The sequence below is a fragment of the Microbulbifer pacificus genome (genome assembly GCF_033723955.1).
Taxonomy (GTDB): domain Bacteria; phylum Pseudomonadota; class Gammaproteobacteria; order Pseudomonadales; family Cellvibrionaceae; genus Microbulbifer; species Microbulbifer pacificus.
On the sequence record NZ_CP137555.1, the window covers coordinates 2,267,045 to 2,291,979 of the forward strand.

Here is a 24,935-nt window from a genome sequence, read left to right on the forward strand (position 1 = left end):
GAGTAGCCATGAAGATAAAAACGCTGAGTAGCGCCGTCGCTGCCGCGTTGTACAGTCTTGGGGCCATGCACAGCGTTCACGCGGCAGGGCAGGAAAAGGCGGAGCTCAAGACACTGGATCTGAGCCTGCCCGTATACCAGGAATACAAGGCGCAATATCAGAAAAACCAGGTGCTGGAAAATAATGGAGCCAATATCCAGCTCCAAAATGCACGCACCAATCAGAAATTTTTGCGTGAGGAAGGCCTCACCGGTACGTACAAATATTTCGTGCGCCTGAAGGACCTGCCTGCTGCCGTGTACGACGGTGGTGTCGACGGCCTGGCCAGCACCAAGGATTTGCTGAAAACCGGCGTCAAAGCCCGCGGCAACAGCACGCTGAACGCCTACACCAGCCATCTGCAATCCAAACAACAGGCGCTGGTTAGCCAGGCGGCCGGCAAAGGTGTCCACCTGCAGGTGCTGGAAAGTTTCCAGGTCGCGCTGAACGCGGTGACCGCAGAACTGACCCAGGATGAAGCCGAGGCACTGTCCCAGCTGCCGAACGTGGCGGGCGTGGAGCGCGTACGCATCTACGAGCTGGATACCGATGTGGGTCCGGAATTTGTTGGCGCCGGTGCCGCCTGGGAAGGCAACAATGCCGTTGGCGGCCGCTTTATGGGTGAGGGCATCGTTGCTGGTATCCTCGATACTGGTGTGAATACCGACCACCCGTCCTTCGCCGCCACCGGCGACGACGGCTACACCGTGCAGAATCCGCTGGGCAGCGACATTTATCTGCACGACTGTGCGGTAGATGGCCAGGCCGAGCTGTGTAACAGCAAGCTGATCGGTGTCTGGTCCCACCCCACCATTACCGACAGCTACCGCGGTCCCGAGCGTTGCACCGCCCGTGGCTGTACCCCGGGCCCGATTCTGCGTCCGCCGATCGGTGAGGACTACGCAGGCCACGGTTCCCACACCGCCAGCACCGTCGCCGGCAACGTGATCTACAACGCACCCTATGTGCTGCCGGAAGCGGCCGAGGCCAGCGACGGCTTTGATACCGGATTCAAGTTCGAAAAAGTGTCCGGCATGGCGCCGCACGCCAACATCATTTCCTACCAGGTCTGCTACCCGGAAGCCGGCTGTCCGGCGGATGCACTGGTGGCCGGTATTGAGCAGGCCATCCAGGACGGCGTAGACGTTATCAACTACTCCATCAGCGGCGGTGTCGACCCGTGGAACAGCTCTACCGAGCTGGCGTTCCTGGCGGCGCGCGAAGCGGGTATCAGTGTGGCGGCCTCAGCCGGCAACGCGGGCCCGAAACTCCTGACCGCGAACCATGTGTCCCCCTGGCTGACCAGCGTCGCGGCGACCACCCATACCCGCGAGATGGCGATTGAAACCGCGGTGAGCTATGCCGGTTTCATCGACCCGGCCGCTGGCAGTGAAGTACCGGACTGGGCCGAGACCGGCCTCGTCGGCGGCTCGCTGAACCCGGAAGAAATCACCGGTGTGGTGGTGTGGGCCAAGGACTACGCCGATGCCGAGGGTGTGAAAGACAACAACGGCTACTGCGCCACCCCCTACGCGCCGGGTACCTTTGATTTCTACAAGGACGGTACGGCGATCACAGATCCGGCCACCGGCGCCACCGCGGCCGACGGCGGCGTGAATGTGTTTGTGGTGTGTCAGCGCCACGCCGCCAACGACCCCAATGCCAATGCGCGCACCGCCAAGGTGACGATCGTCAAGGCCGGTGGCGCGGACGGCTTCATCATGTACAACCGCGATCGCGACCAGGGCACCGTGCCCGAGCTCTATGAGCTGCCGTCGGTGCACTTCACCTACGACCAGTGGAACGGGGTCTACCCGGCCAACGGCCTGGAGGACTGGGTCGACAGCACTTCTGAGCGCGGTCACATGATTACCCTGAGCCCGGCTACCGTGGAGCGCCGCATCGATCCGGCCAACGCCGATCAGCTGGCGGACTTCTCCTCCCGCGGTCCCTCCCCTATCGCGGCAAACCGCGAAGTGATGGTGCCGAGCCTGGCAGCGCCGGGTGTGGCCATCTACGCGGCCTACGCCGACGAACATCCCTTCAGCGAAACCCCTTTCTCTGCGGACTGGGATACCCTGCAGGGTACCTCCATGGCCGCGCCCCACGTTACCGGTGCGCTGGCGCTGATGACCCAGGCGCACCCGGACTGGACCCCGGCGGAAATCCAGTCTGCACTGCAGATGACCGCAATGGCGGACGTGTTTGACGCCGATAAAAATCAGGTGGCCAACAGCTGGGCGACCGGTTCCGGACGACTGGATCTGGCGGCGGCGATCGATGCGCAGCTGATCATGGACGTACCGGTGGAACAGTACCTCGAAGCCAACCCGGCCAACGGTGGCAACGTCGGTGCGCTGAACACCCCCTACATGATCGACACTAACTGTCGTCTCACCTGCACCTGGATCCGCACCGTCGAGGCCACCGTCGATGGCACCTGGAACGTTTCCACCAAGACCGGTGAGGCCAGCGTGGCGTTGAGCGCGAGCCCGGCGACCTTCAGCCTGAAAAAAGGTCAGAAGCAGTCCATCGTGATGACCGGCAAGTGGGTCGATTCCCAGACCCTCACCGATATCCCCTACGGCCTGAGTGTGTTCGGTGAAGTGATGATCGAAAACGCTGCCACTCCGGGTACTAGCATCGCGCGCATGCCGATGGAGATGGTACTGGCGGAAGGTGACTTGCCGATCGGCGTCGACATTACCGCGCACCGCGAACAGGACAAATACACACTGTCCGGCCTCGAAACCCGTGATGCGCCGCAGCTCACTGGGCGCGTTTTTGCCAAAACCGCACCGACCATTGAGACCATTGAGGTACAGCAGCGCGCCAACGGCAACGGTTCCAACCTGTTTACGGTAACCGGTGACGTCGAGGATCCCTCGGTACATGTGTCCTGGGTTTCCGTTCCGGAAAATTCGGTACGCCTGATTGCCGAGGTCATCGAGAACCTGCACAGCGACAAGGCTCGCGAAAACGGTCGCTACGGCCAGCTGGGCCTGTACGTGGGTATCGACCTGAATGGTGACGGTATCCCGCAGTACGATACCGAAGCCGTATGTAAATCTGTCCTGAGCAGTGCCGATGGCAAAGACTGGTGTAACGTCAATTACCCGGCAGCCGGCAACTACTGGATCGTCTGGCAGAACCACGCGTACAGCGCGGAAGGTTTTGTGGATGATTTCCGCGTGGCTACCGGCGTGGTAAGTGCTACCCAGGACAGCGACATGAGCCTGGCAATCCCGTCCAGCACCACCACCGGTGAAGCATTCGATGCGAGCATCCAGTGGCAGGAGCTGGGCCTGGCCAAGGGCGAGTTCTTCTACAGCGCCTTCGATCTGGGAAGCAGCCCCGCCAACGCGGGCAACCTGGGCATGGTGCCGTTCAAGATCATCCGCGGTGACAATGATGTGGCGATCGAGAGCAGCCAGACCCGCGCACGCGCCGGGGATGTAGTGGATGTCACCATCAAGGTGCAGCCGAACCTGTCCGGTTATGACCGCAGCTTCGAACTGGCCACCGAACTGCCGGAAGGCCTCACACTGGTAAGCGGCAGTGCCACTACCCACAGCGATTACCGGAGTGGTGTGGAAGAGACCACAAACGGACTGAAGGTGACCGGTGTACAGCCCAGCTCCGTGGACTGGAAACCGGAGTACGTGGTTACCAACTCGCGCGACGACAGCATGTGCCGTACTCCGAACGTGGGCGTTGGTAATGGTGGCTACATCGACCTCAAGGAAGTGGGTATCTACCCGAGCTCCTTCTTCAGCACCACCTACACGGAAGGCCCCACCCCGCTGCCGTTCAACTGGGTTTGGCCGGAGTTCGGTGACTACGCGTTCTACATGAACAAAGAGGCACCATCTATCGCCAGCGATGGTCTGTTCGTGCACCCGAATGGCGCCATCGATCTCAACGGCATGTTGAGCTTTTTCGGTTCCAACACCTGGTTTGGTGAGGAGCGCCCCTATCAGTGGGGTACCCCGGTACAGGTCGTCGGCGGCCTCTGGTTCGGTGAACCGGGTGTGCTCTTCGGCGCACCGTACAACCCGAGCAACGACGACGAGGTGAACTCCGGCACTACCCTCGCCTTTACCGACAACCACCTGTTTGTCGAGTGGGACCGCCTGAGCAACCTGGACATCAGCACCATGCAGCCCACGGATAACAACTTCGATGTGGAGTTCATCCTGAGCCGCGGTTACAACCACAGTGAAGGCGCGTACGAAATGTACCTGGCCTACGACAACCTGAACTGGGGCTCCCAGGTCAGTGGCTACCGCACTGTGGGCAATGGCGCCTCGGCCGGTGTCCGCGGCCTCAAATCACCGACCACGCAAATCGGTGGCTATGGTAAGTACGGAGACCTGTCCACAAACATCGGCAGTGGCAACCTGTACGACGTACTCCACGACAACCAGGTGTTCTGTTTTGACTACCGCGGCCCGGAAACTTCGGCTTTCGAAGTATCCTTCCAGGTTCGCGTGAAAGGCGAAGCAACCGGTACCGTGCAGACCATCGACGTAGCCAATGCCGTTGACGGTCTCGACACTCTGCAGGTCGTTACCGACATCACCGTGCCCGGCAATATCACCCTGGGTGAAATTGCCGATCAGCAGGTGAACGAGGACGAAGTGCTGAAGGGTATTACCGTGCTCTACGCCGACAATGACAACGGCAACAACGTCATCACCGTAACCGGTGACAACGTCACCGCCGACGTTCACGGCAATGAGTCCGGTGCGACCTTCGACCTGATGCCGGCAGAAAACTTCGATGGCACCACCGAAGTCACCGTCACGGTAACGGACGCACTGTTCCCGAGTGATACGGCCTCCACTACCTTCACCCTGACCGTGGTATCCGACGGTGTGGATGAGTCTGTGGTTGAGGAAGTCGTAGTCGAGGAAAAACCCAAGAAGAAGAAAAAAGGTGGTTCCGTGTACTACCTGCTGGCCCTGCTCGCCGCAGCGGGTCAGATCCGTCGTCGCAAGCTCGCGTTGCGTTGATATGTGATCGAATGCGGCACCCGCGTTGTGGGTGTCGTATCTCAAACCATTAAAAAGGGCCGGCTTTGCCGGCCTTTTTTTTTGTTGGCAATGCGGTTAACTTCAGTCTTCTGAACACCTTAAGCCCACTGCTGGCGAAATATCAAACAACATAAGGGGCCATATGAAATATCTGGTTGAGCGCACTTTCATTCAGGTCGCGATCGGTGTGCTGTTATTTGTTGCTTCCGAGTGTTTCGCCGCGCCCGCGCAGCCCCTGCATTTTCCCGAGCTACACCCGCCAAGTGCACCGGAGGACGCCGGATTTTCTTCAAGCAAGCTACAGGAGCTCGATGCCCTGATTTCCCGCGATGTGGCTGCGGGATTTCCCGGTGCGGTGCTGCTTATTATTCGGGATGGGAAAGTCGTCAAAAATACCAGTTACGGTTATCGGCAGAAATTCTCCGGTGCAAAACCGCTGGAAAATTTCGCTCCAATGACCACAGGCACGCTGTTTGATCTGGCGTCCAACACAAAAATGTATGCGACGAATTTTGCCTTGCAGAAACTCGTCAGCGAAGGTCGGCTGGATTTGCAGGCAAACGTGCGCGAATACCTGCCCGAATTTCGCGACCAGGAATCCGATGCCATCAAGGGTAAAAACGAACTGAGAATTGCGGATATCCTGCACCACAGCGCAGGGTTTATGCCCGACCCGCAATATCACAATCAAGCCGTGGCAAAATCGCTTTACTCGCAGGACAGAAGTGTCACCTCACGCCTGATTTCACAGACACCACTGGCTTACCCACCGGGAACGGCCAACGTCTACAGCGATGTGGACTACATGCTGCTCGGTGAGATTATCGAGCGTGTTACTGGTCAGATGCTTGACGAATATGTGGAGCAATCCATCTACGCGCCACTGGGGTTGAAACACACGCGTTTTAATCCCCTGCAAAAAGGCTTTGCGCCCGCAGACTTCGCAGCGACGGAGCTTCAGGGCAACACCCGCGATGGTAGTATCACATTCCCCAATATCCGTACCGACACATTGCTCGGCCAGGTGCACGACGAAAAGGCGTTCTATTCCATGGCGGGTGTGTCCGGTCACGCGGGCTTGTTCTCCACGTCTGCAGATTTGGCGGTGCTGCTCCAGGTAATGCTCAATGGTGGCGGCTATGGTTCAGTTTCGCTGTTTAATCGCCAGACCATCTCGGAATTTACCTCCCCCGCGGAAGCCGATCCCACCTTTGCCCTCGGCTGGCGCACCAATGGCAATGCCAGCATGCAATGGATGTTCGGGGAATACGCCAGCAATCGCGCCTACGGGCATACCGGCTGGACCGGCACCCTCACGATCATCGACCCTGAGTACAATCTTGGTATTGTGCTGCTCACCAACAAGAAGCATTCACCCGTTATCAAGTCGGGATCCAATTCGGGAAAATTTATCGGGGATTTATTTGCGACTGGCCGTTACGGCGAGGTGGTATCGGGGGTTTACCGGGCAATGGGAATTTCTCAGGATCAGGGCTCGTCTGATCGGCTCATTGGCACCGGGCCAAAATAATCAGCAAGTTTGGGCGATGTGCGCGAATTTTCGATGCGTACGTTAGTTAGCCTGTGAAACCATCGCTGTATTTGCGCGCACAATAGGTACCGGAAGCGGACTTGGTTTTATATGGGGTACAGAGCGTAAATTAAAATTCAACCATTCATTGGTTGTCAGAAAAATAATAATCATTTTGATTGCGCCAGCTTATCCTTACAAAACTCCCACCAACAAGACCACTTTCTCGAAGGTATTCAAAAACTTCGGCAGGACTCCATTCTCTTCCGCTTGCAAAGGCAACATTGAGATCCCTGAGTTTTTCAAATATCGTTGCTTTGTCGTTTTTGTCTTTTGTTTCATACATGTAGTTATGTGTTTTTGGGTCTAATGAAAATCCAATTGAAGTAAGTTTTTCTTCGATAGGCTTTAATATCGGTTTTACGGAAATGGTTTTCCCATCAGCTTTGTGTACATAAGCACTAATTTTTACATGGTTCACCGTACGTATACCTCTAATAAAGTGGAGACACCATTCCCGTCGGTAGTCGGGATTGAGTCAATAACAATTTCAGGTGCGCCACCGGGAAGGTGATTCCCTGGGCCTAGAAAATATTCATTACCTTCTAAAGGGCTTCGCGACATCCTATCAATTACGTTTTCAATTTTTCGAACTTTAAAGCCGTCATTCAACGTTCCAGGAGTCAGCCCAAAGGCTTCTTCCAGCTCAGTCGCCTTTTTCTTGCTAATTACTGCTGGTGATTTTTCTGGAAGTTTCCCGAGAACGTCCGTAATTCCTTGCATGTCGGAAATAAATGTTCCGTTACGACCGATTGTGGGGTACTCATCCCATTCTGTCGGGCTAACATTGAACCCTATGTTATCTTCAAGCATCCTTTTTTGGCGCTCTCTTGCTTGAAGTATTGTTTCTTTGATTTCCAGGTCCTGAACTTTTATATCAGAGCTATCTTTTGATTTTTTAACACTGGCAGGACGACTTATTCCAAAGTCATTGATTGGGGGCGGAACGTCTAATTTTGGGAGTTCGTCTAGTGTGACCTGGGCTTTCTTATGTTCCAAGTGCGAAAATTTTTTCGACATGGAACGTAGGCTTTTTGTATTCTCGGCGAAACTTTCTAGAAATTTTCCCACTTGCCGGAATTTTACCATGTGCCGAGTTAAATTTGAGCTTCCCAGCGCGAGCCCGGCTCCAGCGGTTACCGCCGCAAGTACTATGGTGAACAACACCTCAAACGCGGCACCACCCGAAAGCTCGGTAATCTCTAGCGCGTGCTGCGCGGCAGCGTAATCTTTCACAAAGCGACGCAGGTCTGCCTGCAGTGCGACATCTTCCCAAATGATGCCCGCGATTTCCAAGGCGCGGTCGAATTGTTCTCTGGTGATGCTGCCGGGATCGAAGCCCAGAACCTGCACCAGTTCGCGCTTCTCGGCGGTAACCAGTTCATCCCGGCAGGCTTCGAGGAAACTGGTATTGTTGCTCCGCGTCTTCTGTAGGGCGCGGTAGCTGGCCTGAATTCCACGCAGGCTGCGCTGGACCGGATTGAGGCAGTCGTTGACGTCTTTTAGCCACTGGGTCAAATCTGTACCGGCGTCCCACAGGCCGGTGAGAAAGGCGCCGGTGTAGATCATGCCGCGGTTTACGGTGGTCTCCCTGCGCAGGTTTTGTGTGTGGTGGGCGGCCTCGGCCTTTTCTGCGGCGACGATGCCGGCGAGCGCAATGCGAATTTTGCTGCGGAGAACGCCCCGGTTGTCCGCCTCGGGCTTTTCAGCCGGCTTCTGTTTGGTCGAATTGATTTTGCTGAAACTGAGTTCGCCGTGATAAATGGCGTCCAGTATCAGCGCCCACCTGCCCTGGAGTTGCAGTGGAAGGGCGGTGGCGGAAGGAAGCGGATGCGGGTGAAATTCCCAGCCATTGCCCAGCCGATGTCGCAAGCGCTGAAAAAGCTCGGTGTTGTGAAAGTGGAAAACGGCCTGTTCCGCTCTGAACAGCTCATCGCCATTCAAATGTGGAAGGGCATCCAGTGCGCCCCGGTACTGGTCCGGGCCGGTGGAATTTAGCCAGTGACCGGAGGAAATAGCGTAGGTATTCCCGCGGTTGTCCGTGAGCTGGTAAATCGACATATCCGTGTCTGATTGAATTGTGCGAAGCGAGGGATGCTACCGCGAAAGGCGGCAGTTAAAAAGTGTGTGCGGGGAAAGATGTGAGGGGGTAGCCGTGCGCGATTGAATGTGTGCCGCTCGGGAGCTTCGCGCGCAGAACGGGAATTCTCCGGCGCATCCCCAGGGAAATACGCCGGTGTTCAAATCTGAATTGCAGTGCTGAGTCTGTGTTCAGGGCAGCGGTCGCGTACGCCCGCGATCGTCGATGGCGACAAAGACGAATTCACCCTCGGTCACTTTCACCTGCTCGCCGGTGTCGACCCGGGTCAGCCAGACTTCCACCATGGTCTTGATGGAAGAGCGCCCCACTTCGATGGCTTCGGCGTAGCAGCTTACGGTGGAGCCGACAGGTACCGGGCGCAGGAACACCATGCTGCCGACGGCGACGGTAGTGACACGGCCGCGGGCGATGCTCTGGGCGAGGATGGCGCCGCCGAGATCCATCTGCGACATCAGCCAGCCGGCGAAAACATCACCCTGGGGGTTGGTGTCGCGGGGCATGGACTGGGTTTGCAGGGTCAGGGTGCCGCTGGGTTGCGGTTCTTCATCAATGGCGGACATCGCGAGTGCTCACAATTCTTAGATTTATTGGCCCGACAGCCGGCTGCTAACAAATACATGCGGCGCACAAATTGGCGCCCTGCCGTCAGGGTGGCGCATTCTAGCACAATGTGGGTACAAATTAGCCAGACTTCCGTGCGTGAATTCCCGCATGACATCAGCATATTGTGCTGATCTTTCCCACGTAAACGCCGTTTTAGCCCGGATGAGCGCCGTTCCAGTTCACGAGGCCAGATAAGTCGGCAGCCAGGTGGCCAGGGATGGCCACAGTGCCAGCAGGCACATCACCAGCAACTGAATCGCGATAAACGGCACCACCCCGCGGTAAATGGCACCGGTGGTCACCTCTACCGGCGCTACGCCGCGCAGGTAAAACAGCGCGAAGCCGAATGGCGGCGTCAGGAACGACGTCTGCAGATTTAGTGCAATCATCACGCCAAGCCATACCGGGTCGAGTCCCATGGCCAGCAGTACCGGGCCGACAATGGGCACCACCACGAAGGTGATCTCGATGAAGTCGAGAATAAAGCCCAGCAGGAAGATCACCAGCATTACCAGCAGGGTGGCGCCGATGACACCGCCCGGCAGGTTGCTGAAGAAGTGGGTGACCACTTCCTCACCGCCAAATCCGCGGAATACCAGGGAAAACAGCGAGGCGCCGATCAGGATTGCGAACACCATGGCGGTGACCTGGAGGGTGCTCTGCCCTACTTCCCCGGCGCGCGCCCAGTTCAGTGCGCCGCGACCCCAGGCGAGGATGCCCGCCCCCAGCGCGCCCACCGCCGCGGCCTCGGTGGGCGTGGCGGCACCGGTGATGATGGAGCCGAGCACCAGCAGCATCAGCGCGATGGGCGGGAACAGGCTTTTCAGGGTTTCCACCAGATCCACTTCTTCTTGCCGCTGTCGCTCCTGTGCAGACTCGTGTCTGGCGATAAACAGCAGATACAGGATATAGGCCGCCACCAGCACCAGTCCGGGAATGATCGCGCCCACAAACAGGTCACCGACGCTCACCGGTTTGGGGTTGAAAATGCCCTGATTCAGTTGCGCCTGTTGGTAGGCATTCGACAATGTGTCCCCCAGCAGCACCAGGGCAATGGAGGGCGGAATGATCTGGCCGAGGGTGCCGGTGGCACAGATGGTGCCAGTGGCGAGCTTGGGCGAGTAGCCCCGGTTTAGCATGGTCGGCAGCGACATCAGTCCCATGGTGACCACAGTGGCACCGACGATGCCGGTGCTGGCGGCGAGCAGCGCGCCCACCACCACCACGGATACCGCCATGCCGGCGGGGATGCCGGAGAACACCCTCGCCAGATTGACCAGCAGCTCCTCGGCAATGCGGGCCCGTTCCAGCATCACACCCATCAGCACGAACAGCGGAACCGCCATCAGCGTGCCGTTCTGCATGATCCCGTAGAGGCGGTCGGGGAAGGCGCGCAGCAGTTCCGCGTCGAACACTCCGCCGACGATACCGAGGCCCGCGGCGAGCAGCGCGGTGCCGCCGAGGGTGAAGGCCACCGGATAGCCGAGCATGAGAGCCGCGCACACGGCAACGAACATCAGCAGTGGAATCAGTTCCATCATGCGCCCACCTCCCCGGCGGTTTCCCGCACCGATACCGGGGGCTGTTCACTTGCCGAAACGCGCGGCGACTGCGTCGGTTGCTGCCGGCTGTCGGTTTCCAGCTGCATCAGGGTATTGAGCGCGCGGGCGAACTGGCTGACGCCCTGCAGAGCCAGCGTGGCCGCAGCCAGCGGAATCAGGCTTTTCAGCAGGTAGACGCCGCCGAGACCATCGGCGCTGTTGCTGGTCTCGTGCACAGCCCAGCTGCTGGCGGCGAAGTGCCACCCGCCAACGGCAATAAACGTGCAAAGCGGCAGCAGGAAAATCAGGCATCCCACCGCATCGACCCAGGCCTTGCCGCGGGCAGACAGGGTGCGGTAGAACACGTCCACCCGCACATGGGCTGAAGCCTGTAGTGCGTAGGCCAGGCCGAGCATAAAGGCGGCGCCGTGCAGGTAGGTGACCGTGTCCTGCAGGGCGAGGGAGCCGCCGTCAAAGCCGTAGCGCAGGGCGACGACGAGGCTCTGTATCAGGACCATGGCCAGGGTCAACCAGCCCAGCAGGTGACCGCTGCGGCGGGTGAAGCAGTCGAGGCCGTTGGCGGCGCGCAACAGAAACTTCATGGGAGGTCTCTCAGATCATCTTTATTGTTCTGTTATTGATGCGAGAGCGTACCTTCTGGTCAAGGATTGCGCCAGCGCCGGGGGTGAACCTGTGTAGCTGGTGGGTTCTGTCGAGCGCACGTGGCGAAGCAGATTGAAACCACTGGACGAAATTCAGTCAGAAAACCGGGGTGCGACTGTAATCTGTTTGTAACTTTTCATTCATAGAATCGTCACCAGTTCGAAATAGTATGCGCCGCGTACAGTCCTTTTGACCTAATTGGCGACCACTTCTGGAGATAGCTATGAACAACCGTTCTGTGAGCAAGAAAGTTCTGGCCTCGGCCCTGGCGGCCCTGACCATTGCGGCATCCAACGTTGCCCTGGCGGCGCGTGACCACATCAGCATTGTCGGTTCATCCACCGTTTACCCCTTCACCACCGTGGTGGCCGAGCGTTTCAGCCGCTCCACCCAGTTCAAGACCCCGGTGGTGGAATCCACCGGCACCGGCGGCGGCATGAAGCTGTTCTGCCAGGGCGTGGGTGAGAACACCGCGGACATCACCGGCGCTTCCCGTCGCATCAAGCAGTCCGAGCTGGACATGTGCCACGACAACGGCGTGGATGTAGTGGAAGTGCAGATTGGTTACGACGGCATCGTGATTGCGAACGCCAAAAGCGACCAGCGTTTTGAACTCTCCCGCAAGGACCTGTTCCTGGCGCTGGCGAAAGACGTGCCGAACCCGGATGGTTCCGAGACCGTAGTTCCGAACCCCTACAAAACCTGGAAAGACGTGAATCCCACCCTGCCGGCACACAAGATCGAGGTTCTGGGTCCGCCCCCGACCTCCGGTACCCGCGACGCCTTCGCCGAGCTGGCGATGGAAGGTGGCTGCCAGCAGTTCGGCTGGGTCAAGGCCAAGGAAAAAGCCGACAGCCACACCTACAAGGCCATCTGCCACAACCTGCGCGAAGACGGCGCTTACGTTGAAGCGGGCGAGAACGACAACCTGATCGTGAACAAGCTGGTTGCCAACCCCAATGCCCTGGGCATCTTCGGTTTCAGCTTCCTCGACCAGAATGCCGACAAGGTACAGGGCTCCCTGATCGAGGGTAAGGCGCCGACCTTTGACTCCATCGCCGACCAGAGCTACCCGGTATCCCGCCCACTGTTCATCTACGTGAAGAAAGCCCACGTGGACGTAGTACCAGGCATCAAGCAGTTCTTGGCGGAATTCACCAGCGAGCGCGCCTGGGGTGAAGATGGCTACCTTGCGGACAAGGGTATGATCCCGCTGCAGGACAGCAAGCGTCAGCAGGTCGCTGGCGATGTGCGCAAGCTGAATGCACTGACTAATCTGGCTGCGAAATAAACGCAGTCCACAGGTAGATGGATTTACCGGCCAAGCCCTCTGAGGGCTTGGCCGTTTCCGTATAAAAGAGCGCGGTTTTTCACCGCCATGCAAATGCGGCCGCAAGCGACCATAATGGCCGGCGTTTATGATCCAGTGAGTTAACCGAGCGATTCGATGCAGACTCCCACACTCTTTGCCCTGTTGTTGCTGCTGATCCTGGTGGCCTACGGCACCGGCTTCAGCCGCGCCATCAGTGCCGCCCGCAGTCGCGGCGGTGTCCGCAGCCTGGCCTCGCTGCCCAGCTATTACGGCGTGCACACCGCGCTCTGGTGCGGGCTGCCGGCGCTGGTCATCCTCGGCGTGTGGCTGGCGTTTGACGACGCCATCATTCGCGCTCTGGTATTGGGCGGTGTCACCGACCGGCCGGAATCCCTGTCCGGGCAGAACCTGCTGTACGCGCAGATCCAGAACCTGGCGGCGGGCAATCTTGTCGGCGAGGCCACGCCACAGCTGAGCGCGGCCGCCGCGCACCTGAACAGCCTGCGCCAGAGCGGCCAGTGGCTGCAGACCGCACTGATCCTGATTCTGGCCATTGGCCTGGGCGCCTATGCGCTGTTGCGGGTAACCCCGGAGCTGCGCGCGCGGGAAAAAGTGGAAAAGGTGTTGCGCGCCATTCTGCTGATGTGCGCCTGCGCCGCGATCTTTACTACCGTCGGCATCCTGCTGTCGGTGCTGTTCGAATCCGTGCGTTTCTTCCAGGCGGTGCCGGTTTCCGAGTTCCTGTTCGGACTGCACTGGAGCCCGCAGATGGCACTGCGCGCAGACCAGGTGGGCTCGAGTGGTGCGTTCGGTGCGGTGCCGCTGTTTACCGGAACCTTGATGGTGTCCGCCATCGCGATGCTGGTGGCAGTGCCGGTGGGCCTGATGTCGGCGATCTATCTCGCCGAGTACGCGAGCAAACGGGTGCGCGCCTTCGCCAAGCCCCTGATCGAAATTCTCGCCGGTGTACCCACAGTGGTGTACGGCTTCTTTGCCGCATTGACGGTAGCGCCGTTCATTCGCGACCTGGCCCAATCGGTAGGGCTGGAAGCGTCCAGTGAGAGTGCGCTGGCCGCGGGCCTGGTGATGGGGGTAATGATCATCCCGTTCGTATCGTCACTGTCCGACGATGTGATCAACGCGGTGCCGCAATCCCTGCGCGACGGTGCGCTGGGACTCGGCTCCACCAGATCTGAAACCGTGCGCAAGGTGGTGATTCCCGCCGCCCTGCCCGGCATCGTCGGCGGTGTGCTGCTGGCGGTATCCCGCGCGATTGGCGAGACCATGATCGTGGTGATGGCCGCAGGTCTCGCCGCCAACCTCACCGCCAATCCGCTGGAATCCGTCACTACCGTGACGGTACAGATTGTGACCCTGCTGGTGGGCGACCAGGAATTCGACAGCCCGAAAACCCTCGCGGCGTTTGCCCTCGGCCTGATGCTGTTTATCAGCACGCTGATTCTGAACTTTATCGCCCTGTACGTAGTGAAAAAATACCGGGAACAGTATGACTGATCTGACCCAAACCAACCTGACGCAGCAACAGGTGCGCGAGCGAATCGCCAAACGGCTTGCCAGCCGCCACCGCAAGGAAAAACTGTTTCGCGGCCTCGGCATCGCCAGCATCGCGTTCGGCATTCTGGCGGTGGTGGTGTTGTTCACCGATATCATCAGCAAGGGCGCCAGTGCCTTTGTGCAGACCCAGATTCAGCTGCAGGTCAATTACGACCCGGCGGAACTCGGCATCGACAAGGTGGACCACGAGAGCCTCGCGTGGGCGAATTTCGACGGTGTGATCCGCAATGCCCTGCGCGAGCGCTTTCCGGACGTCAGCGGTCGCTCGGAAAAGCGCGAGCTGTATTCGCTGGTCTCCAGCGGAGCCGGCTTCGATTTGCGCGAGCGCCTGGAGCGTAATCCCGGGCTGCTGGGACAGAGCGAAACCATCTGGGTGAACGCCGACGACGACGTCGACACCTATGTGAAAAGCCTGTCGAAGAGTAAGGAGGGTTTTCTCGGCCGCACTTCCGAGCAGAAGGCGGGCTGGATCAATGCGCTGCTCGCCAGTGGTGAGATGGAAAAGCGCTTCAATAAAACCTTCTTTACCAACGGCGATTCCCGCGAGCCCGAACAGGCGGGCATTCGTGCGGCGTTGGTAGGTTCGCTGTTTACGCTGTTGGTGACGCTGGTGCTGTCCTTCCCCATCGGCGTGGCTGCGGCGATTTACCTCGAGGAATTCGCGCCGAAAAACCGCTGGACCGACCTGATCGAGGTGAATATCAACAACCTCGCCGCGGTACCGTCCATCGTGTTCGGTCTGCTGGGCCTCGCAATCTTCATCAACTTCTTTGAACTGCCGCGCTCGGCGCCGCTGGTGGGCGGCCTGGTGCTGACGTTGATGACACTGCCGACGATCATCATTTCCAGCCGCGCCTCTCTCAAGTCGGTGCCGCCATCCATCCGCGAAGCGGCCATGGGCATGGGCGCCTCGCGCATGCAGGTTGTACTGCACCACGTGCTGCCGCTGGCGATGCCGGGCATGCTGACCGGTGCCATCATCGGTATGGCACAGGCGCTGGGCGAAACCGCACCGCTGCTGATGATCGGCATGGTGGCCTTTATCGTCGATGTGCCCCACGGCGTCACCGACCCGTCCACCGTACTGCCGGTACAGATTTTCCTTTGGGCCGACAGTCCGGAGCGCGCGTTTGTGGAGCGCACTTCCGCGGCGATCATGGTGCTGCTGGCCGTGCTGATCACCATGAACACCTGCGCAGTCTGGCTGCGCAAGAAACTCGAGCGCCGCTGGTAAGCGAAAGCGCGTAAGATAGCGAACGAGATAGAGCCATGAGTACCATGACCCTGAATGCGGGCCCGGCAGCAACCGCCGAAGACGCAACCGCGGAGCAGAATTTTGTGAAGACCAGAGCGGAAAACATCAAGACCGTCGGCACCCCCTTCTGTGACGACGCCAAACTGCGCATGCGCAACGTCAATGTGTTTTACGGCGAAACCCAGGCGATTCACGACGTGAGCCTGGATATCGGCCGCAATGAAGTGGTGGCGATGATCGGCCCCTCCGGCTGCGGTAAATCCACCTTCCTGCGCTGCCTGAACCGGATGAACGACACCATCGAGGGTTGTCGCGTGGAAGGTGAGCTTAGCCTCGACGGCGATGCGATCTACGGCCCCAAAGTGGATGTGGTACCGCTGCGTGCGCGGGTGGGTATGGTGTTCCAGAAGCCGAACCCCTTCCCCAAGTCCATTTACGAAAACGTGGCCTACGGCCCGAAGATTCACGGCATTGCCAGCCGCCGTGCGGAACTCGATGAAATCGTCGAGAACAGCCTGCGTCGCGCCGGTCTGTGGAATGAGGTCAAAGATCGTCTCGACAAGCCCGGCACCGGCCTTTCCGGCGGTCAGCAGCAGCGCCTGTGTATCGCCCGCGCCATCGCGGTGAGTCCGGAAGTGATTCTGATGGATGAGCCCTGCTCGGCACTGGATCCGATCGCCACCGCACGAATCGAAGAGCTGATCGACGAGCTGCGCGCGAACTACACCATCGCCATCGTCACCCACTCCATGCAGCAGGCGGCGCGGGTGAGTCAGCGCACTGCCTATTTCCACCTCGGCAAGCTGGTGGAAGTCAACGATACCGAGACCGTGTTCACCAATCCCGAGCACGAACTCACCGAAGCCTACATTACCGGCCGTTTCGGCTAAGGTTGGGGGGAGCCCACAGAGATTATGGAAATGCATTTCGATCAACACATCTCCCGCCAGTTCAACGAGGAGCTTGAAGGCCTCAAGACGGAAATGCTGGAGATGGGCGGCCTGGTCGCCCGTCAGGTAGCGGATGCGGTAGACGCACTGGCCAACGCCGACAGCGAGCTGGCGGAAAAGGTGCTGCAGGTGGAAGAGGAAATCGACCGCTGTGAAATGGAGCTGGACGAGCACGCCACCCTGATTATCGCCAAACGCCAGCCGGCGGCATCGGACCTGCGCATGGTGATGTCGGTAATCCGCAACGCCCGCGACCTGGAGCGCATGGGCGATGAGGCGAGCAAGATCGCGAAAATGGCCATCGCGCTCACCGACGAGGGCACCGCGCCCCGCGGCTACACCGAGATCCGCCATATCGCCAACGCCGTGCGCAAGATGCTGGACGACGCCCTCGACGCCTACACCCGCTTCGATGTGGAAGCCGCGCTGAAAACCCTGGCGGAAGACGAGCAGGTGGACATGGATTACCGCAGCGCGATTCGTGAGTTGATCACCTACATGATGGAAGACCCGCGCAGTATTTCCCGGGTGATGAACGTGCTGTGGACCCTGCGTTCACTGGAGCGTATCGGCGACCATGCCAAGAACATCTGTGAGCAGGTGGTGTACCTGGTGAAAGGCGCGGACATCCGTCACGGCAACAAAAAAAATCTGCGCTAACTGCGGATTGATTCACATATTGATTCCATCGGTGTTTCGGATCCCGAAAAAATACGCTGGAAATAATTTTACAAAAGGCCGCTATTGCGGCCTTTTGTGTTTTCGCACCGGCTTGGATTGGGAATGGCTTGCTGCCGTTTTTCACTGGGTTGGAAAACCTCTGCCGCCACCGCCAGTCGCCGCGCACTTTCTCTCGTTAAGTCTTATTCAGCATTGGTTCAGTCGCCGCCTCACAGAATGCGCACACTTCCGTAATTGCACTTGTAGTTACATTACGGAAAACACGCGATAGTTGAGACGCTTGTCACACTTAACACTTATCGTTGCACTGAAATTTTCCATTGCTTAGAATCCGCGCCGCCTTTGTCCAAGGGCAAAAAATGGGTACGGGTACGAAAGTACAGATTTAAACGTACAGATGTAATTTAAACAGGGAACACTTCCATGAAGTTCAAGTTTGCAGCTCTTCCGCTCATGCTGGTTTCTGCCTTCGCTGCTGCAGAACAGTACAACTCCTTCACCGACGCTGACTATGAAAATCGCGATTACCGCGGTGCAGACGTCGACATTCTGGGCGTTCAGTCTCAGTACTATTTCGGAGCCCTGAACACCCTGGGTCCGCGCAAAGAATTCAACTACATTCTGCCGGTGAGCAACATCTACGGCGGCGTTGCGTCTGTCGATGCCGGTCCGGTCGAAGATGAAATCGTGACCTTCGGTGGCGAATACTACACCGGTCAGTGGAAGGTATTTGGTGAGTTCAGCGATGTGTTCTCCACCAATGTATACAGCGCCGGTGCTGGCTTCCTGTTTTCTCCCGACCTGCTCGCCGAAGTAGAAGCGGAGAAAATGGAAGATGAAGACACCGTGGTATACGTGCGTGGTAAATACAACCACCAGCTGAGCGGCACCGACTACATCGGCTTCACCGCAGAAATTGATGACGGTTTCGATTACCGCAGTCTTTCCTCCAAGTACTTCACCGCCCTGTCCGGTGGCCAGTACCTGACCGCGGAACTGGGTATTACCGATACCGACGGTGCTGACTTCTACTGGAATGGTGCGCTGGAGTTTTACTTCAACGAAAACACCTCTGTAGGCGTGGCATACGACGAATTGGTGGAAGATTACGAAATCAATGCCACCCATTTCTTCAATCGCAATGTTGCCGCCAAAGTGGCCTACGGCTCCAACCGCGATTTCGACGATCTGGATATGTTCCGCATTGGCGTAACCGTTCAGCTGTAATTTCTTTTCGGAAATTACCCATAAAAAAAGCGGGCGAAGAAATTCGCCCGCTTTTTTTTGCTTCCGGCAACTGGAAATTATTATCCCTGATTACCCAGTTCCTGCACCCGTGCCTGCGCCTTGGTGCCAATATCCCCACTGTCCTGCGCGGCGATCTGATACTGGCTTAAGGCATTCTTGGTGTTGCCCTGCTGTTCGTATACCTGTCCCAGGTAGTAGTGCGCGTGCGCGGTATCCAGATACTGGGTGGAGCGGCTCAGGTCGCGCTCAGCGGCGGTGAAATTTTTCAGCTGCGCGTTCAACATGCCGCGCATCAGCCAGTTGGAGAACAGGGTCGGGTTTTTCTGCACTGCGGTCTCATAGGACGCGAGCGCTTCCGTGTACTGTTTTTTCTGCGCCAGCAAATCCCCTTCCAAGGCGTAGAAGGAAGCCTCCTTGGGTTGCAGCTTCTGGGCCTGGCGGGTGAGTGTCAGTGCGCGGTCGTAATCCTTCTTCCCCACCGCGGCGACGGCGTCGTCGTAGCTCTTGTAGGCATCCGCATCGCGCTTCAGCTGCGCAATCGCCTTCTGGTACTGGGTGCGGTTGGCTGTGCCCGCAGATAGCTTCTTCGCGTGCTCGACGTTTGCATTCACCCGCGACTGGGACGGCGGGTGGCTCGCGAACAGCGCTTCGAGCGCGCTGGACTGGTTGCCCTTGGACAGCTCGACGAACTTCTCCTGCAGGCGCACCGCGCCCTGTGGGTCGTAGCCGGCGGCGGCCATGTATTTCATGCCGTAGCGGTCGGACTCCAGCTCGTTGTCGCGGCCGTATTTGGCGATGTAGGCGGAACCGCCGAACTGGCTGCCGAGGGAGACCAGGTCACCGTAGCCGGTGTTCTGGGTGGTGGCGCCGAGGATCGCGATGCCGGCACCGAGGATCTGCTGCTGCGACATGGCCGCGGCGGAATGGCGCGCGGCGGCGTGCACGATTTCGTGACCTAGCACCGCGGCCAGCTCGGCTTCATCTTCCAGCAACACCAGCAGGCCGCGGTTTACCGCAATCTTGCCGCCCGGCAGCGCCCAGGCGTTGGGCACCGAGTTGTTCAGTACCACGAATTCGTAGGGCAGCTGGGGCTGGTCGGAGACCTTCGCCAGTTTCTGGCCCACGTTGCTGACGTAGGACTGCAGTGCCGGGTCGACCAGGTATTCACCGCCCTGGGTCTGCTGCGCCTTCGGATACTGCTGCGCGCCCAGTGCCACCTCCTGGCTCTGCGACATCAGCGACAGTTCCTTTTTGCCGGTAACCGGGTTGACCGCACAGCCAGCGATTCCGGCGGTCACAGAGGCCGCAATCGCCGTGGCCAGCAGTCGGTTTGCAATTGAACGCGGAATCATAGGTCTCTCCCTGTATAATGTTCGATCTTTTGACAAGGCCGCGGTTGGCGCCGCGGCCGGATTCAAGGCCGATTATTGTACACAGTCCGGAGAATGAGGTTATGACGACCGCGCTGCAGATTATCGAATTATTTGCCGGTACCAATCCCGATGGTGAGCCGGTGGTGGAGCGGTTGCAGGTCAAGGTCAACGAGGACGACAGCGTACAGCTGGTACGCTCCCCTGCGTTTATCAAGGGCATCGCCAGCGGCGACACCATCAAGATCAACCGCCAGGATCCACAAAAGCCGGGCTTCGACCTGGTGAAGCGCTCCGGCAATCTGGCGGTGCGGGTCTTCTGCCGCAGTGACAGCACCAAGCTCTCTGATCAACTGACTCCGCAGATCGAGAAACTCGGCGGCGAACTGGATATGGAGAGCCCGCGCCTGCTGGTGTACAGCATCCACGTGAGCTGCGGTTTCGACGAAATTGAGCAGATCCTCAACAGTGCGTGCGACGGCGCCAACAGTGTCTGGTACTACGGCAATGTGTACGATCCGGTGGATGGGCAGACGCCGCTCAACTGGTGGCAGGACATCCTCAAACCGGAATAAAGCTACTGCGCGTGCGCCTGGCGGCGTCCGGCGGTGCTCACAATCCTCACGTACATATGTACGCTCCGGTTGTTGCGCTCCGGCGGTCACTACCAGCCACCCGCTCGCTACGCTTTCTTGGGCCCCATACGGCCACAAATTGAATTAGAGCTTGCTGTATGCTGATCGTTATCTCCCCAGCCAAAACCCTCGATTACGAGAGTGACATCCCTGCGCTGGGAACCACCCAACCGGACTTCCTGAAAGAGTCCGCCGCACTGATTGAAGAGCTGAAAGTACTGAGCCCACAGGATATCTCCGGGCTGATGAAAATCTCCGACAAGCTGGGCCTGCTCAATTACGATCGCTTTCACAGCTGGAAACGGCCGTTCACCGACGACAACGCCCGCCCCGCGCTGCTGGCGTTCAAGGGCGATGTGTATACCGGTCTCGAGGCCGAGACCATGCACAAGCGCGATTTCGACTTTGCGCAAAAACATCTGCGCATGCTCTCCGGCCTCTACGGCCTGCTGCGCCCGCTGGACCTGATGCAGCCCTACCGTCTGGAGATGGGTACCAAATTCGCCAATAAGGGCGGGAAGAACCTGTACGAATACTGGGATGGCAAAATCACCGCGGCGCTCAACGAGCAATTGAAGGCGCTGAAAAGCCGGGAGCTGGTGAATCTCGCGTCCACCGAGTACTTCAAGTCGGTGCAGCCGAAAAACCTCGAGGCGGACATCGTCACCCCGCATTTCAAGGACTGGAAAAACGGCCAGTACAAGATGATCAGCTTCTTTGCCAAAAAAGCCCGCGGCATGATGAGTCGCTGGGCCATCGACAACCGGGTCAAAAAGGCGGCGCAGCTGAAAGACTTCGACGTCGCTGGCTACTACTTCAGTGAGGAGCACTCCAAAGGCAATGACTGGGTGTTTCTGCGGGATGAGCAGCCGGCCTGACGACCGGCGGTGAACTTATGGCCGATGTAAAACTGCCCGATGCCCCTTCCACCGGCCGCAACCGCGAGCCGATTTTCGAGCAGCTGCGGCGCCTGCTGGCGCACAGTCGCCGGGTACTGGAAGTGGGCAGCGGCACCGGCCAGCACGCGGTGTACTTTGCCCCGCGCCTGCCGCATCTGCTCTGGCAGACCTCGGAGCGCGTGCAGAATCTGCACGAAGTGCAGGCGTGGCTCGCCAGCAGCCCCGCCGACAACCTGCCGCCGCCGCTGCCGCTGGATGTTACCGGGGAATGGCCGCAATTGCGCGTGGATACGCTGTTTACCGCCAATACACTGCATATCATGCCGGCGAGTGCAGTGGAGAGCTTCTTCGCGCGCCTGCCGCAGGTGCTTGAGCCCGGCGGTCAGCTGATCGTTTACGGTCCGATGAAAATCGCCGGCAACTATATCGGCTCCGGCAATGCGGACTTCGATGTGTGGCTGAAGGAGCAGGACTCGCTGCGAGGGATTCGCGATCTCGAGTGGCTGGACCAGCTCGCAGAGGCGCAGGGGCTGCGCAGAACGGAAAACAATTTCCTGCCCGCCCATAACCAATTGCTGGTTTGGCGGGCCTGAGCCCGACACCGGAACACAACAGAATCAGGAATACAGGAGCGCACTATGCCCCCATGGTTTGAAACAACCCTCGCCATTTTCGCCGGCATCGCCGCGGTCTTTTTCTTTGCCAAATACCGCGAAACCGCCGCTGCGCTGGAGGAGTCCGAGCGCATGAAGTACAAACTATCAAAAGACCTGGACCGCTATCGCGACGTACCGCAGCTGCGTGCCCTGCGCGACGGCCTCACCGGCGAGCACAGCCTGCCGGCAGACGACGAGGGGCGGGAACATCTGCTGATCCGCGACAGTGCCCGCAAGCTGGTGCACATCACCATTACTAGAACCGCGGTTCCCGTCAGCGATGGTGAAGTGCGCTATCGCACCGGTGGTGAAGAGCGAACGCTCGAGGAATTGAACTGACCCCGGTTTCCGAAAAGGCCCCTCGCGGGCCTTTTTTAATCACAGCGCTCTCACTGTCCTGGCTGCCACAGGGCTGAAGACTCAGGCCGAATTGGTCAGTGTCAGTTTCTGTGTGGGGAAATTGAGGGTAAACGTACTGCCGCGGCCGGGCACACTGGTGACCGAGAGGTTGGCGCCGTGGCGCAGCAGCACGTGTTTGACGATGGCAAGGCCGAGGCCGGTGCCGCCGCTCTCCCGCGAGCGACCTGCGTCCACGCGGTAGAACCGCTCGGTGAGACGCGGAATGTGTACCGGATCTATGCCGATACCGCAGTCCTTCACGGAAAAATGTCCACCGGCCGCATCCAGCCGCCAGCGCAGCTCAATGGGACCGCCATCCGGGCTGTATTTGACCGCGTTGAACGCCAGATTTGCGAATGCGCTGTGCAGCTCCCCGGATGTGCCGGTAATCGTGCAGTCTTCAATGCACTCCACCGAAATCTCGTGACGCCCGCCACTCAATGACCGGGCTTCACCGGCTACCTGCTCCATCAATTGCCGCACCGAAACCTTGTCGCGGCCGCTCTCGCGCTCGGACGTCTCCAGTCGCGCCAGTAACAGCAGATCATTTACCAGCCCGGTCATGCGCACCGTCTGCTCGCTCATCTGCGACAGTGGCCGTTCCCAGTTGCGCGGCGCCTGGCCGCTCATTTGCAGGGTTTCCAGATAACCCGCAATCACCGTCAGCGGTGTGCGCAGCTCGTGGGAAACGTTCGCCACAAAATCCCGCCGCATCTGCTCGAGATTGTGCAGTCGCGTCACGTCGCGCACGATCACCAGCGCCTCATCGTGACCGAAGCGCGTCACCTCCATAGTCAGGATGCGGGAGTCATCCCCCGGCGCCGGCAGCGTAATCGGCTCCAGCGACGGCCGGCCGCGACCGAACATGCGGTTGTACATATGCTCCACAAATCGTGGATCGCGCACGAAATTGACCAGCGGCTGGCCCGCGTCATCCGCCTGCAGCCGCAACATCTGCCCCGCTGCCGGGTTCCACCAAGCCAGATTCCCCTCGTCCTCCAGCGCCACAATGCCCTCGCGCAGCGCGCTGGTACTGTCCTGTACCCGGCGCAGCATGGAGTGCAGCTTCTGCTTTTCCTTGCGGTGGCGGCGTTGCATGCGATAGAAATCGTCGGAAATATCCCCCCACACCCCGAAGCTTGTCGGCGCCGGGCCGCGGCGGCCGTTGCTCAGCCAGTGATCGAACTGGTTCTGTTGCCACAGCAGCCAAAACAGGTACACGGCGAGGCCGGCACACAGCGACATCCACCAGTGGCCACTGGAGAAACCGAGGATGGTGGTGCCTAGGGCGATAACGATAAAGCGCGAGAACTCGCCAATACTTCGATCGAGCATGATGGTTGGGCCATCTGAATAGGTGGGTGAATTCCGCAGACTGAAAAGCAGTCCGCAGAATTCTAAGCGAAGGTCGGGTGCCGGGTATGTGTTTTTGAAAGCGTCGGCGACATGGACGTCGCCGACGCAGCGTACAGGGATGTATTTACAGCGGTTTCAAAAACGCATACCCGGTGGCCGGCCGCCACTGGACTCTCCACGGAGTCACACAAATCTGGAGAAGGAGCTTACACCCTTTCCACGGTCTGTACAGAAAAGCGGTAGCCGGTGCCGCGTACGGTCTGGATATAGCGCTCGTGGCCGTCGATGGTCAGCGCCTTGCGCAGGCGGCGGATATGCACGTCTACGGTGCGCTCCTCCACATACACATTGCCGCCCCACACATGGTCCAACAGCTGCGTACGGGTATAGGCGCGCTCCTGATGCGACAGGAAAAACGTCAGCAGACGGAACTCCGTGGGTCCCATATCCACCGGTTGGCCATTGATCGTCACCCGGTGGCTGATCGGGTCCAGCACCAGGCCGCCCGCGGTCAGCGGCTCCTCCGGTGCACTCGGGCCAGTACGTCGCAGCACCGCCTTGAGGCGCGCTACCAACTCGCGGGGAGAAAACGGCTTGGTGATGTAATCGTCAGCGCCGGTTTCCAGGCCCTTGATCTTGTGATCCTCCTCGCCCTTCGCTGTCAGCATGATGATCGGCAGCGAGGATGTCAGCTCATCCCGCTTCAGGCGGCGGGCCAGCTCAACCCCGGATACATCCGGCAGCATCCAGTCCAGCAGCACCAGATCCGGCTTCTCGTCGATCACCAGCGCGTGTGCCGTCTGTGCGTTTTCCGCCTCGAGGCAGCGGTAGTCCGCCATCTCCAGCGCAATTCGCAGCATGTCCCGTACCGGGGCTTCGTCGTCGACTATAAGGATCGTTTTGCTGTGCATCTGCCTGCCATACCCTAACTGGTTGGTGTCACTTAACTGACTTTTCTCAGAGTGGCCATTTAACGTCACTTTAATGACAAATATATGACAGGTGTTTGGCAATCACGACTTTGC

Annotated in this window: 20 protein-coding genes; 12 read left to right on the forward strand and 8 right to left on the reverse strand. The window is 59.0% G+C overall.

Going from position 1 to position 24,935, the window contains the following annotated elements; translation table 11 throughout:
• The first annotated feature begins 8 nt into the window (after positions 1 to 8).
• Both R5R33_RS09780 and pbp4b read left to right on the forward strand, forming a co-directional pair.
• Positions 9 to 5,054, forward strand: a complete 5,046-nt coding sequence (locus R5R33_RS09780) for a S8 family serine peptidase (protein ID WP_318952514.1) — start codon at positions 9 to 11, stop codon at positions 5,052 to 5,054.
• Positions 5,055 to 5,217: 163 nt separating this feature from the next.
• The gene (gene pbp4b, locus R5R33_RS09785) at positions 5,218 to 6,606 is read left to right on the forward strand and encodes a penicillin binding protein PBP4B (protein ID WP_318952515.1); all 1,389 of its coding nucleotides are present in this window, start codon (positions 5,218 to 5,220) and stop codon (positions 6,604 to 6,606) included.
• 145 nt (positions 6,607 to 6,751) lie between these two features.
• Here pbp4b and R5R33_RS09790 read toward each other — a convergent pair whose 3' ends face one another.
• The 5 genes from R5R33_RS09790 to R5R33_RS09810 form a co-directional block, all read right to left on the reverse strand.
• Positions 6,752 to 7,087: a hypothetical protein gene (locus tag R5R33_RS09790; RefSeq protein WP_318952516.1), complete on the reverse strand. Its 336-nt coding sequence runs from the start codon at positions 7,085 to 7,087 to the stop codon at positions 6,752 to 6,754.
• Positions 7,084 to 8,727, reverse strand: coding sequence for a hypothetical protein (locus R5R33_RS09795; protein WP_318952517.1), 1,644 nt, complete (start codon positions 8,725 to 8,727; stop codon positions 7,084 to 7,086). The genes R5R33_RS09790 and R5R33_RS09795 overlap by 4 nt, the downstream gene beginning before the upstream one ends.
• Positions 8,728 to 8,937: 210 nt before the next feature.
• Positions 8,938 to 9,327: an acyl-CoA thioesterase gene (locus tag R5R33_RS09800; protein ID WP_105102539.1), complete on the reverse strand. Its 390-nt coding sequence runs from the start codon at positions 9,325 to 9,327 to the stop codon at positions 8,938 to 8,940.
• Positions 9,328 to 9,549: 222 nt separating this feature from the next.
• The gene (locus R5R33_RS09805; RefSeq protein ID WP_318952518.1) at positions 9,550 to 10,911 is read right to left on the reverse strand and encodes a TRAP transporter large permease; all 1,362 of its coding nucleotides are present in this window, start codon (positions 10,909 to 10,911) and stop codon (positions 9,550 to 9,552) included.
• The gene (locus R5R33_RS09810; protein ID WP_318952519.1) at positions 10,908 to 11,513 is read right to left on the reverse strand and encodes a TRAP transporter small permease subunit; all 606 of its coding nucleotides are present in this window, start codon (positions 11,511 to 11,513) and stop codon (positions 10,908 to 10,910) included. The genes R5R33_RS09805 and R5R33_RS09810 overlap by 4 nt, the downstream gene beginning before the upstream one ends.
• Before the next feature lie 284 nt (positions 11,514 to 11,797).
• Here R5R33_RS09810 and R5R33_RS09815 point away from each other — a divergent pair, with 284 nt between their 5' ends.
• From R5R33_RS09815 to R5R33_RS09840, 6 genes are all read left to right on the forward strand, one after another.
• Positions 11,798 to 12,865, forward strand: coding sequence for a PstS family phosphate ABC transporter substrate-binding protein (locus tag R5R33_RS09815; protein WP_318952520.1), 1,068 nt, complete (start codon positions 11,798 to 11,800; stop codon positions 12,863 to 12,865).
• Positions 12,866 to 13,021: 156 nt separating this feature from the next.
• Positions 13,022 to 14,401 (forward strand): phosphate ABC transporter permease subunit PstC, encoded by a 1,380-nt coding sequence (pstC, locus tag R5R33_RS09820; protein WP_318952521.1) that lies wholly within the window; start codon positions 13,022 to 13,024, stop codon positions 14,399 to 14,401.
• 1 nt (position 14,402) lies between these two features.
• Positions 14,403 to 15,695: a phosphate ABC transporter permease PstA gene (pstA, locus tag R5R33_RS09825; protein ID WP_404810396.1), complete on the forward strand. Its 1,293-nt coding sequence runs from the start codon at positions 14,403 to 14,405 to the stop codon at positions 15,693 to 15,695.
• A 35-nt stretch (positions 15,696 to 15,730) separates the two neighbouring features.
• The gene (gene pstB, locus R5R33_RS09830) at positions 15,731 to 16,606 is read left to right on the forward strand and encodes a phosphate ABC transporter ATP-binding protein PstB (RefSeq protein WP_404810360.1); all 876 of its coding nucleotides are present in this window, start codon (positions 15,731 to 15,733) and stop codon (positions 16,604 to 16,606) included.
• 24 nt (positions 16,607 to 16,630) lie between these two features.
• A complete protein-coding gene (phoU, locus tag R5R33_RS09835; RefSeq protein ID WP_318952523.1) occupies positions 16,631 to 17,326 on the forward strand; it encodes a phosphate signaling complex protein PhoU in 696 nt (231 codons plus the stop codon).
• Between the two features lie 444 nt (positions 17,327 to 17,770).
• Complete coding sequence (locus R5R33_RS09840) at positions 17,771 to 18,574, forward strand: putative porin (protein ID WP_318952524.1); 804 nt, start codon at positions 17,771 to 17,773, stop codon at positions 18,572 to 18,574.
• A gap of 80 nt (positions 18,575 to 18,654) precedes the next feature.
• Here the strand turns inward: R5R33_RS09840 and R5R33_RS09845 are convergent, their stop codons facing one another.
• On the reverse strand, positions 18,655 to 19,947 hold the full coding sequence (locus R5R33_RS09845; RefSeq protein ID WP_318952525.1) for a M48 family metalloprotease: 1,293 nt from the start codon (positions 19,945 to 19,947) through the stop codon (positions 18,655 to 18,657).
• Positions 19,948 to 20,048: 101 nt separating this feature from the next.
• On the opposite strand from R5R33_RS09845, the gene R5R33_RS09850 reads away from it, so the two are divergent.
• The 4 genes from R5R33_RS09850 (at position 20,049) to R5R33_RS09865 (ending at position 22,494) form a co-directional block, all read left to right on the forward strand.
• Positions 20,049 to 20,540 (forward strand): DUF4265 domain-containing protein, encoded by a 492-nt coding sequence (locus R5R33_RS09850; protein WP_318952526.1) that lies wholly within the window; start codon positions 20,049 to 20,051, stop codon positions 20,538 to 20,540.
• Between the two features lie 158 nt (positions 20,541 to 20,698).
• Complete coding sequence (gene yaaA / locus R5R33_RS09855; RefSeq protein WP_318952527.1) at positions 20,699 to 21,478, forward strand: peroxide stress protein YaaA; 780 nt, start codon at positions 20,699 to 20,701, stop codon at positions 21,476 to 21,478.
• 17 nt (positions 21,479 to 21,495) lie between these two features.
• On the forward strand, positions 21,496 to 22,092 hold the full coding sequence (locus R5R33_RS09860; RefSeq protein WP_318952528.1) for a DUF938 domain-containing protein: 597 nt from the start codon (positions 21,496 to 21,498) through the stop codon (positions 22,090 to 22,092).
• A 45-nt stretch (positions 22,093 to 22,137) separates the two neighbouring features.
• Positions 22,138 to 22,494 (forward strand): hypothetical protein, encoded by a 357-nt coding sequence (locus R5R33_RS09865; protein WP_318952529.1) that lies wholly within the window; start codon positions 22,138 to 22,140, stop codon positions 22,492 to 22,494.
• A gap of 81 nt (positions 22,495 to 22,575) precedes the next feature.
• Here R5R33_RS09865 and phoR read toward each other — a convergent pair whose 3' ends face one another.
• Together phoR and phoB are read right to left on the reverse strand one after the other, a co-directional pair.
• Complete coding sequence (gene phoR, locus R5R33_RS09870) at positions 22,576 to 23,889, reverse strand: phosphate regulon sensor histidine kinase PhoR (RefSeq protein ID WP_318952530.1); 1,314 nt, start codon at positions 23,887 to 23,889, stop codon at positions 22,576 to 22,578.
• Positions 23,890 to 24,116: 227 nt separating this feature from the next.
• Positions 24,117 to 24,821, reverse strand: coding sequence for a phosphate regulon transcriptional regulator PhoB (phoB, locus tag R5R33_RS09875; RefSeq protein ID WP_318952531.1), 705 nt, complete (start codon positions 24,819 to 24,821; stop codon positions 24,117 to 24,119).
• Positions 24,822 to 24,935: the final 114 nt, after the last annotated feature.

What these genes read in the sequence shown, in the direction of transcription:
- R5R33_RS09810 (WP_318952519.1), bottom strand. Translation starts at nt 11,513, where the DNA reads ATGAAGTTTCTGTTGCGCGCCGCCAACGGCCTCGACTGCTTCACCCGC.
- phoR (WP_318952530.1), bottom strand. Translation starts at nt 23,889, where the DNA reads ATGCTCGATCGAAGTATTGGCGAGTTCTCGCGCTTTATCGTTATCGCC.
- yaaA (WP_318952527.1), top strand. Translation starts at nt 20,699, where the DNA reads ATGCTGATCGTTATCTCCCCAGCCAAAACCCTCGATTACGAGAGTGAC.
- R5R33_RS09805 (WP_318952518.1), bottom strand. Translation starts at nt 10,911, where the DNA reads ATGATGGAACTGATTCCACTGCTGATGTTCGTTGCCGTGTGCGCGGCT.
- R5R33_RS09840 (WP_318952524.1), top strand. Translation starts at nt 17,771, where the DNA reads ATGAAGTTCAAGTTTGCAGCTCTTCCGCTCATGCTGGTTTCTGCCTTC.
- R5R33_RS09860 (WP_318952528.1), top strand. Translation starts at nt 21,496, where the DNA reads ATGGCCGATGTAAAACTGCCCGATGCCCCTTCCACCGGCCGCAACCGC.
- R5R33_RS09795 (WP_318952517.1), bottom strand. Translation starts at nt 8,727, where the DNA reads ATGTCGATTTACCAGCTCACGGACAACCGCGGGAATACCTACGCTATT.
- R5R33_RS09845 (WP_318952525.1), bottom strand. Translation starts at nt 19,947, where the DNA reads ATGATTCCGCGTTCAATTGCAAACCGACTGCTGGCCACGGCGATTGCG.
- phoB (WP_318952531.1), bottom strand. Translation starts at nt 24,821, where the DNA reads ATGCACAGCAAAACGATCCTTATAGTCGACGACGAAGCCCCGGTACGG.
- R5R33_RS09780 (WP_318952514.1), top strand. Translation starts at nt 9, where the DNA reads ATGAAGATAAAAACGCTGAGTAGCGCCGTCGCTGCCGCGTTGTACAGT.
- R5R33_RS09850 (WP_318952526.1), top strand. Translation starts at nt 20,049, where the DNA reads ATGACGACCGCGCTGCAGATTATCGAATTATTTGCCGGTACCAATCCC.
- pbp4b (WP_318952515.1), top strand. Translation starts at nt 5,218, where the DNA reads ATGAAATATCTGGTTGAGCGCACTTTCATTCAGGTCGCGATCGGTGTG.
- R5R33_RS09815 (WP_318952520.1), top strand. Translation starts at nt 11,798, where the DNA reads ATGAACAACCGTTCTGTGAGCAAGAAAGTTCTGGCCTCGGCCCTGGCG.
- R5R33_RS09800 (WP_105102539.1), bottom strand. Translation starts at nt 9,327, where the DNA reads ATGTCCGCCATTGATGAAGAACCGCAACCCAGCGGCACCCTGACCCTG.
- phoU (WP_318952523.1), top strand. Translation starts at nt 16,631, where the DNA reads ATGGAAATGCATTTCGATCAACACATCTCCCGCCAGTTCAACGAGGAG.
- pstB (WP_404810360.1), top strand. Translation starts at nt 15,731, where the DNA reads ATGAGTACCATGACCCTGAATGCGGGCCCGGCAGCAACCGCCGAAGAC.
- pstC (WP_318952521.1), top strand. Translation starts at nt 13,022, where the DNA reads ATGCAGACTCCCACACTCTTTGCCCTGTTGTTGCTGCTGATCCTGGTG.
- R5R33_RS09865 (WP_318952529.1), top strand. Translation starts at nt 22,138, where the DNA reads ATGCCCCCATGGTTTGAAACAACCCTCGCCATTTTCGCCGGCATCGCC.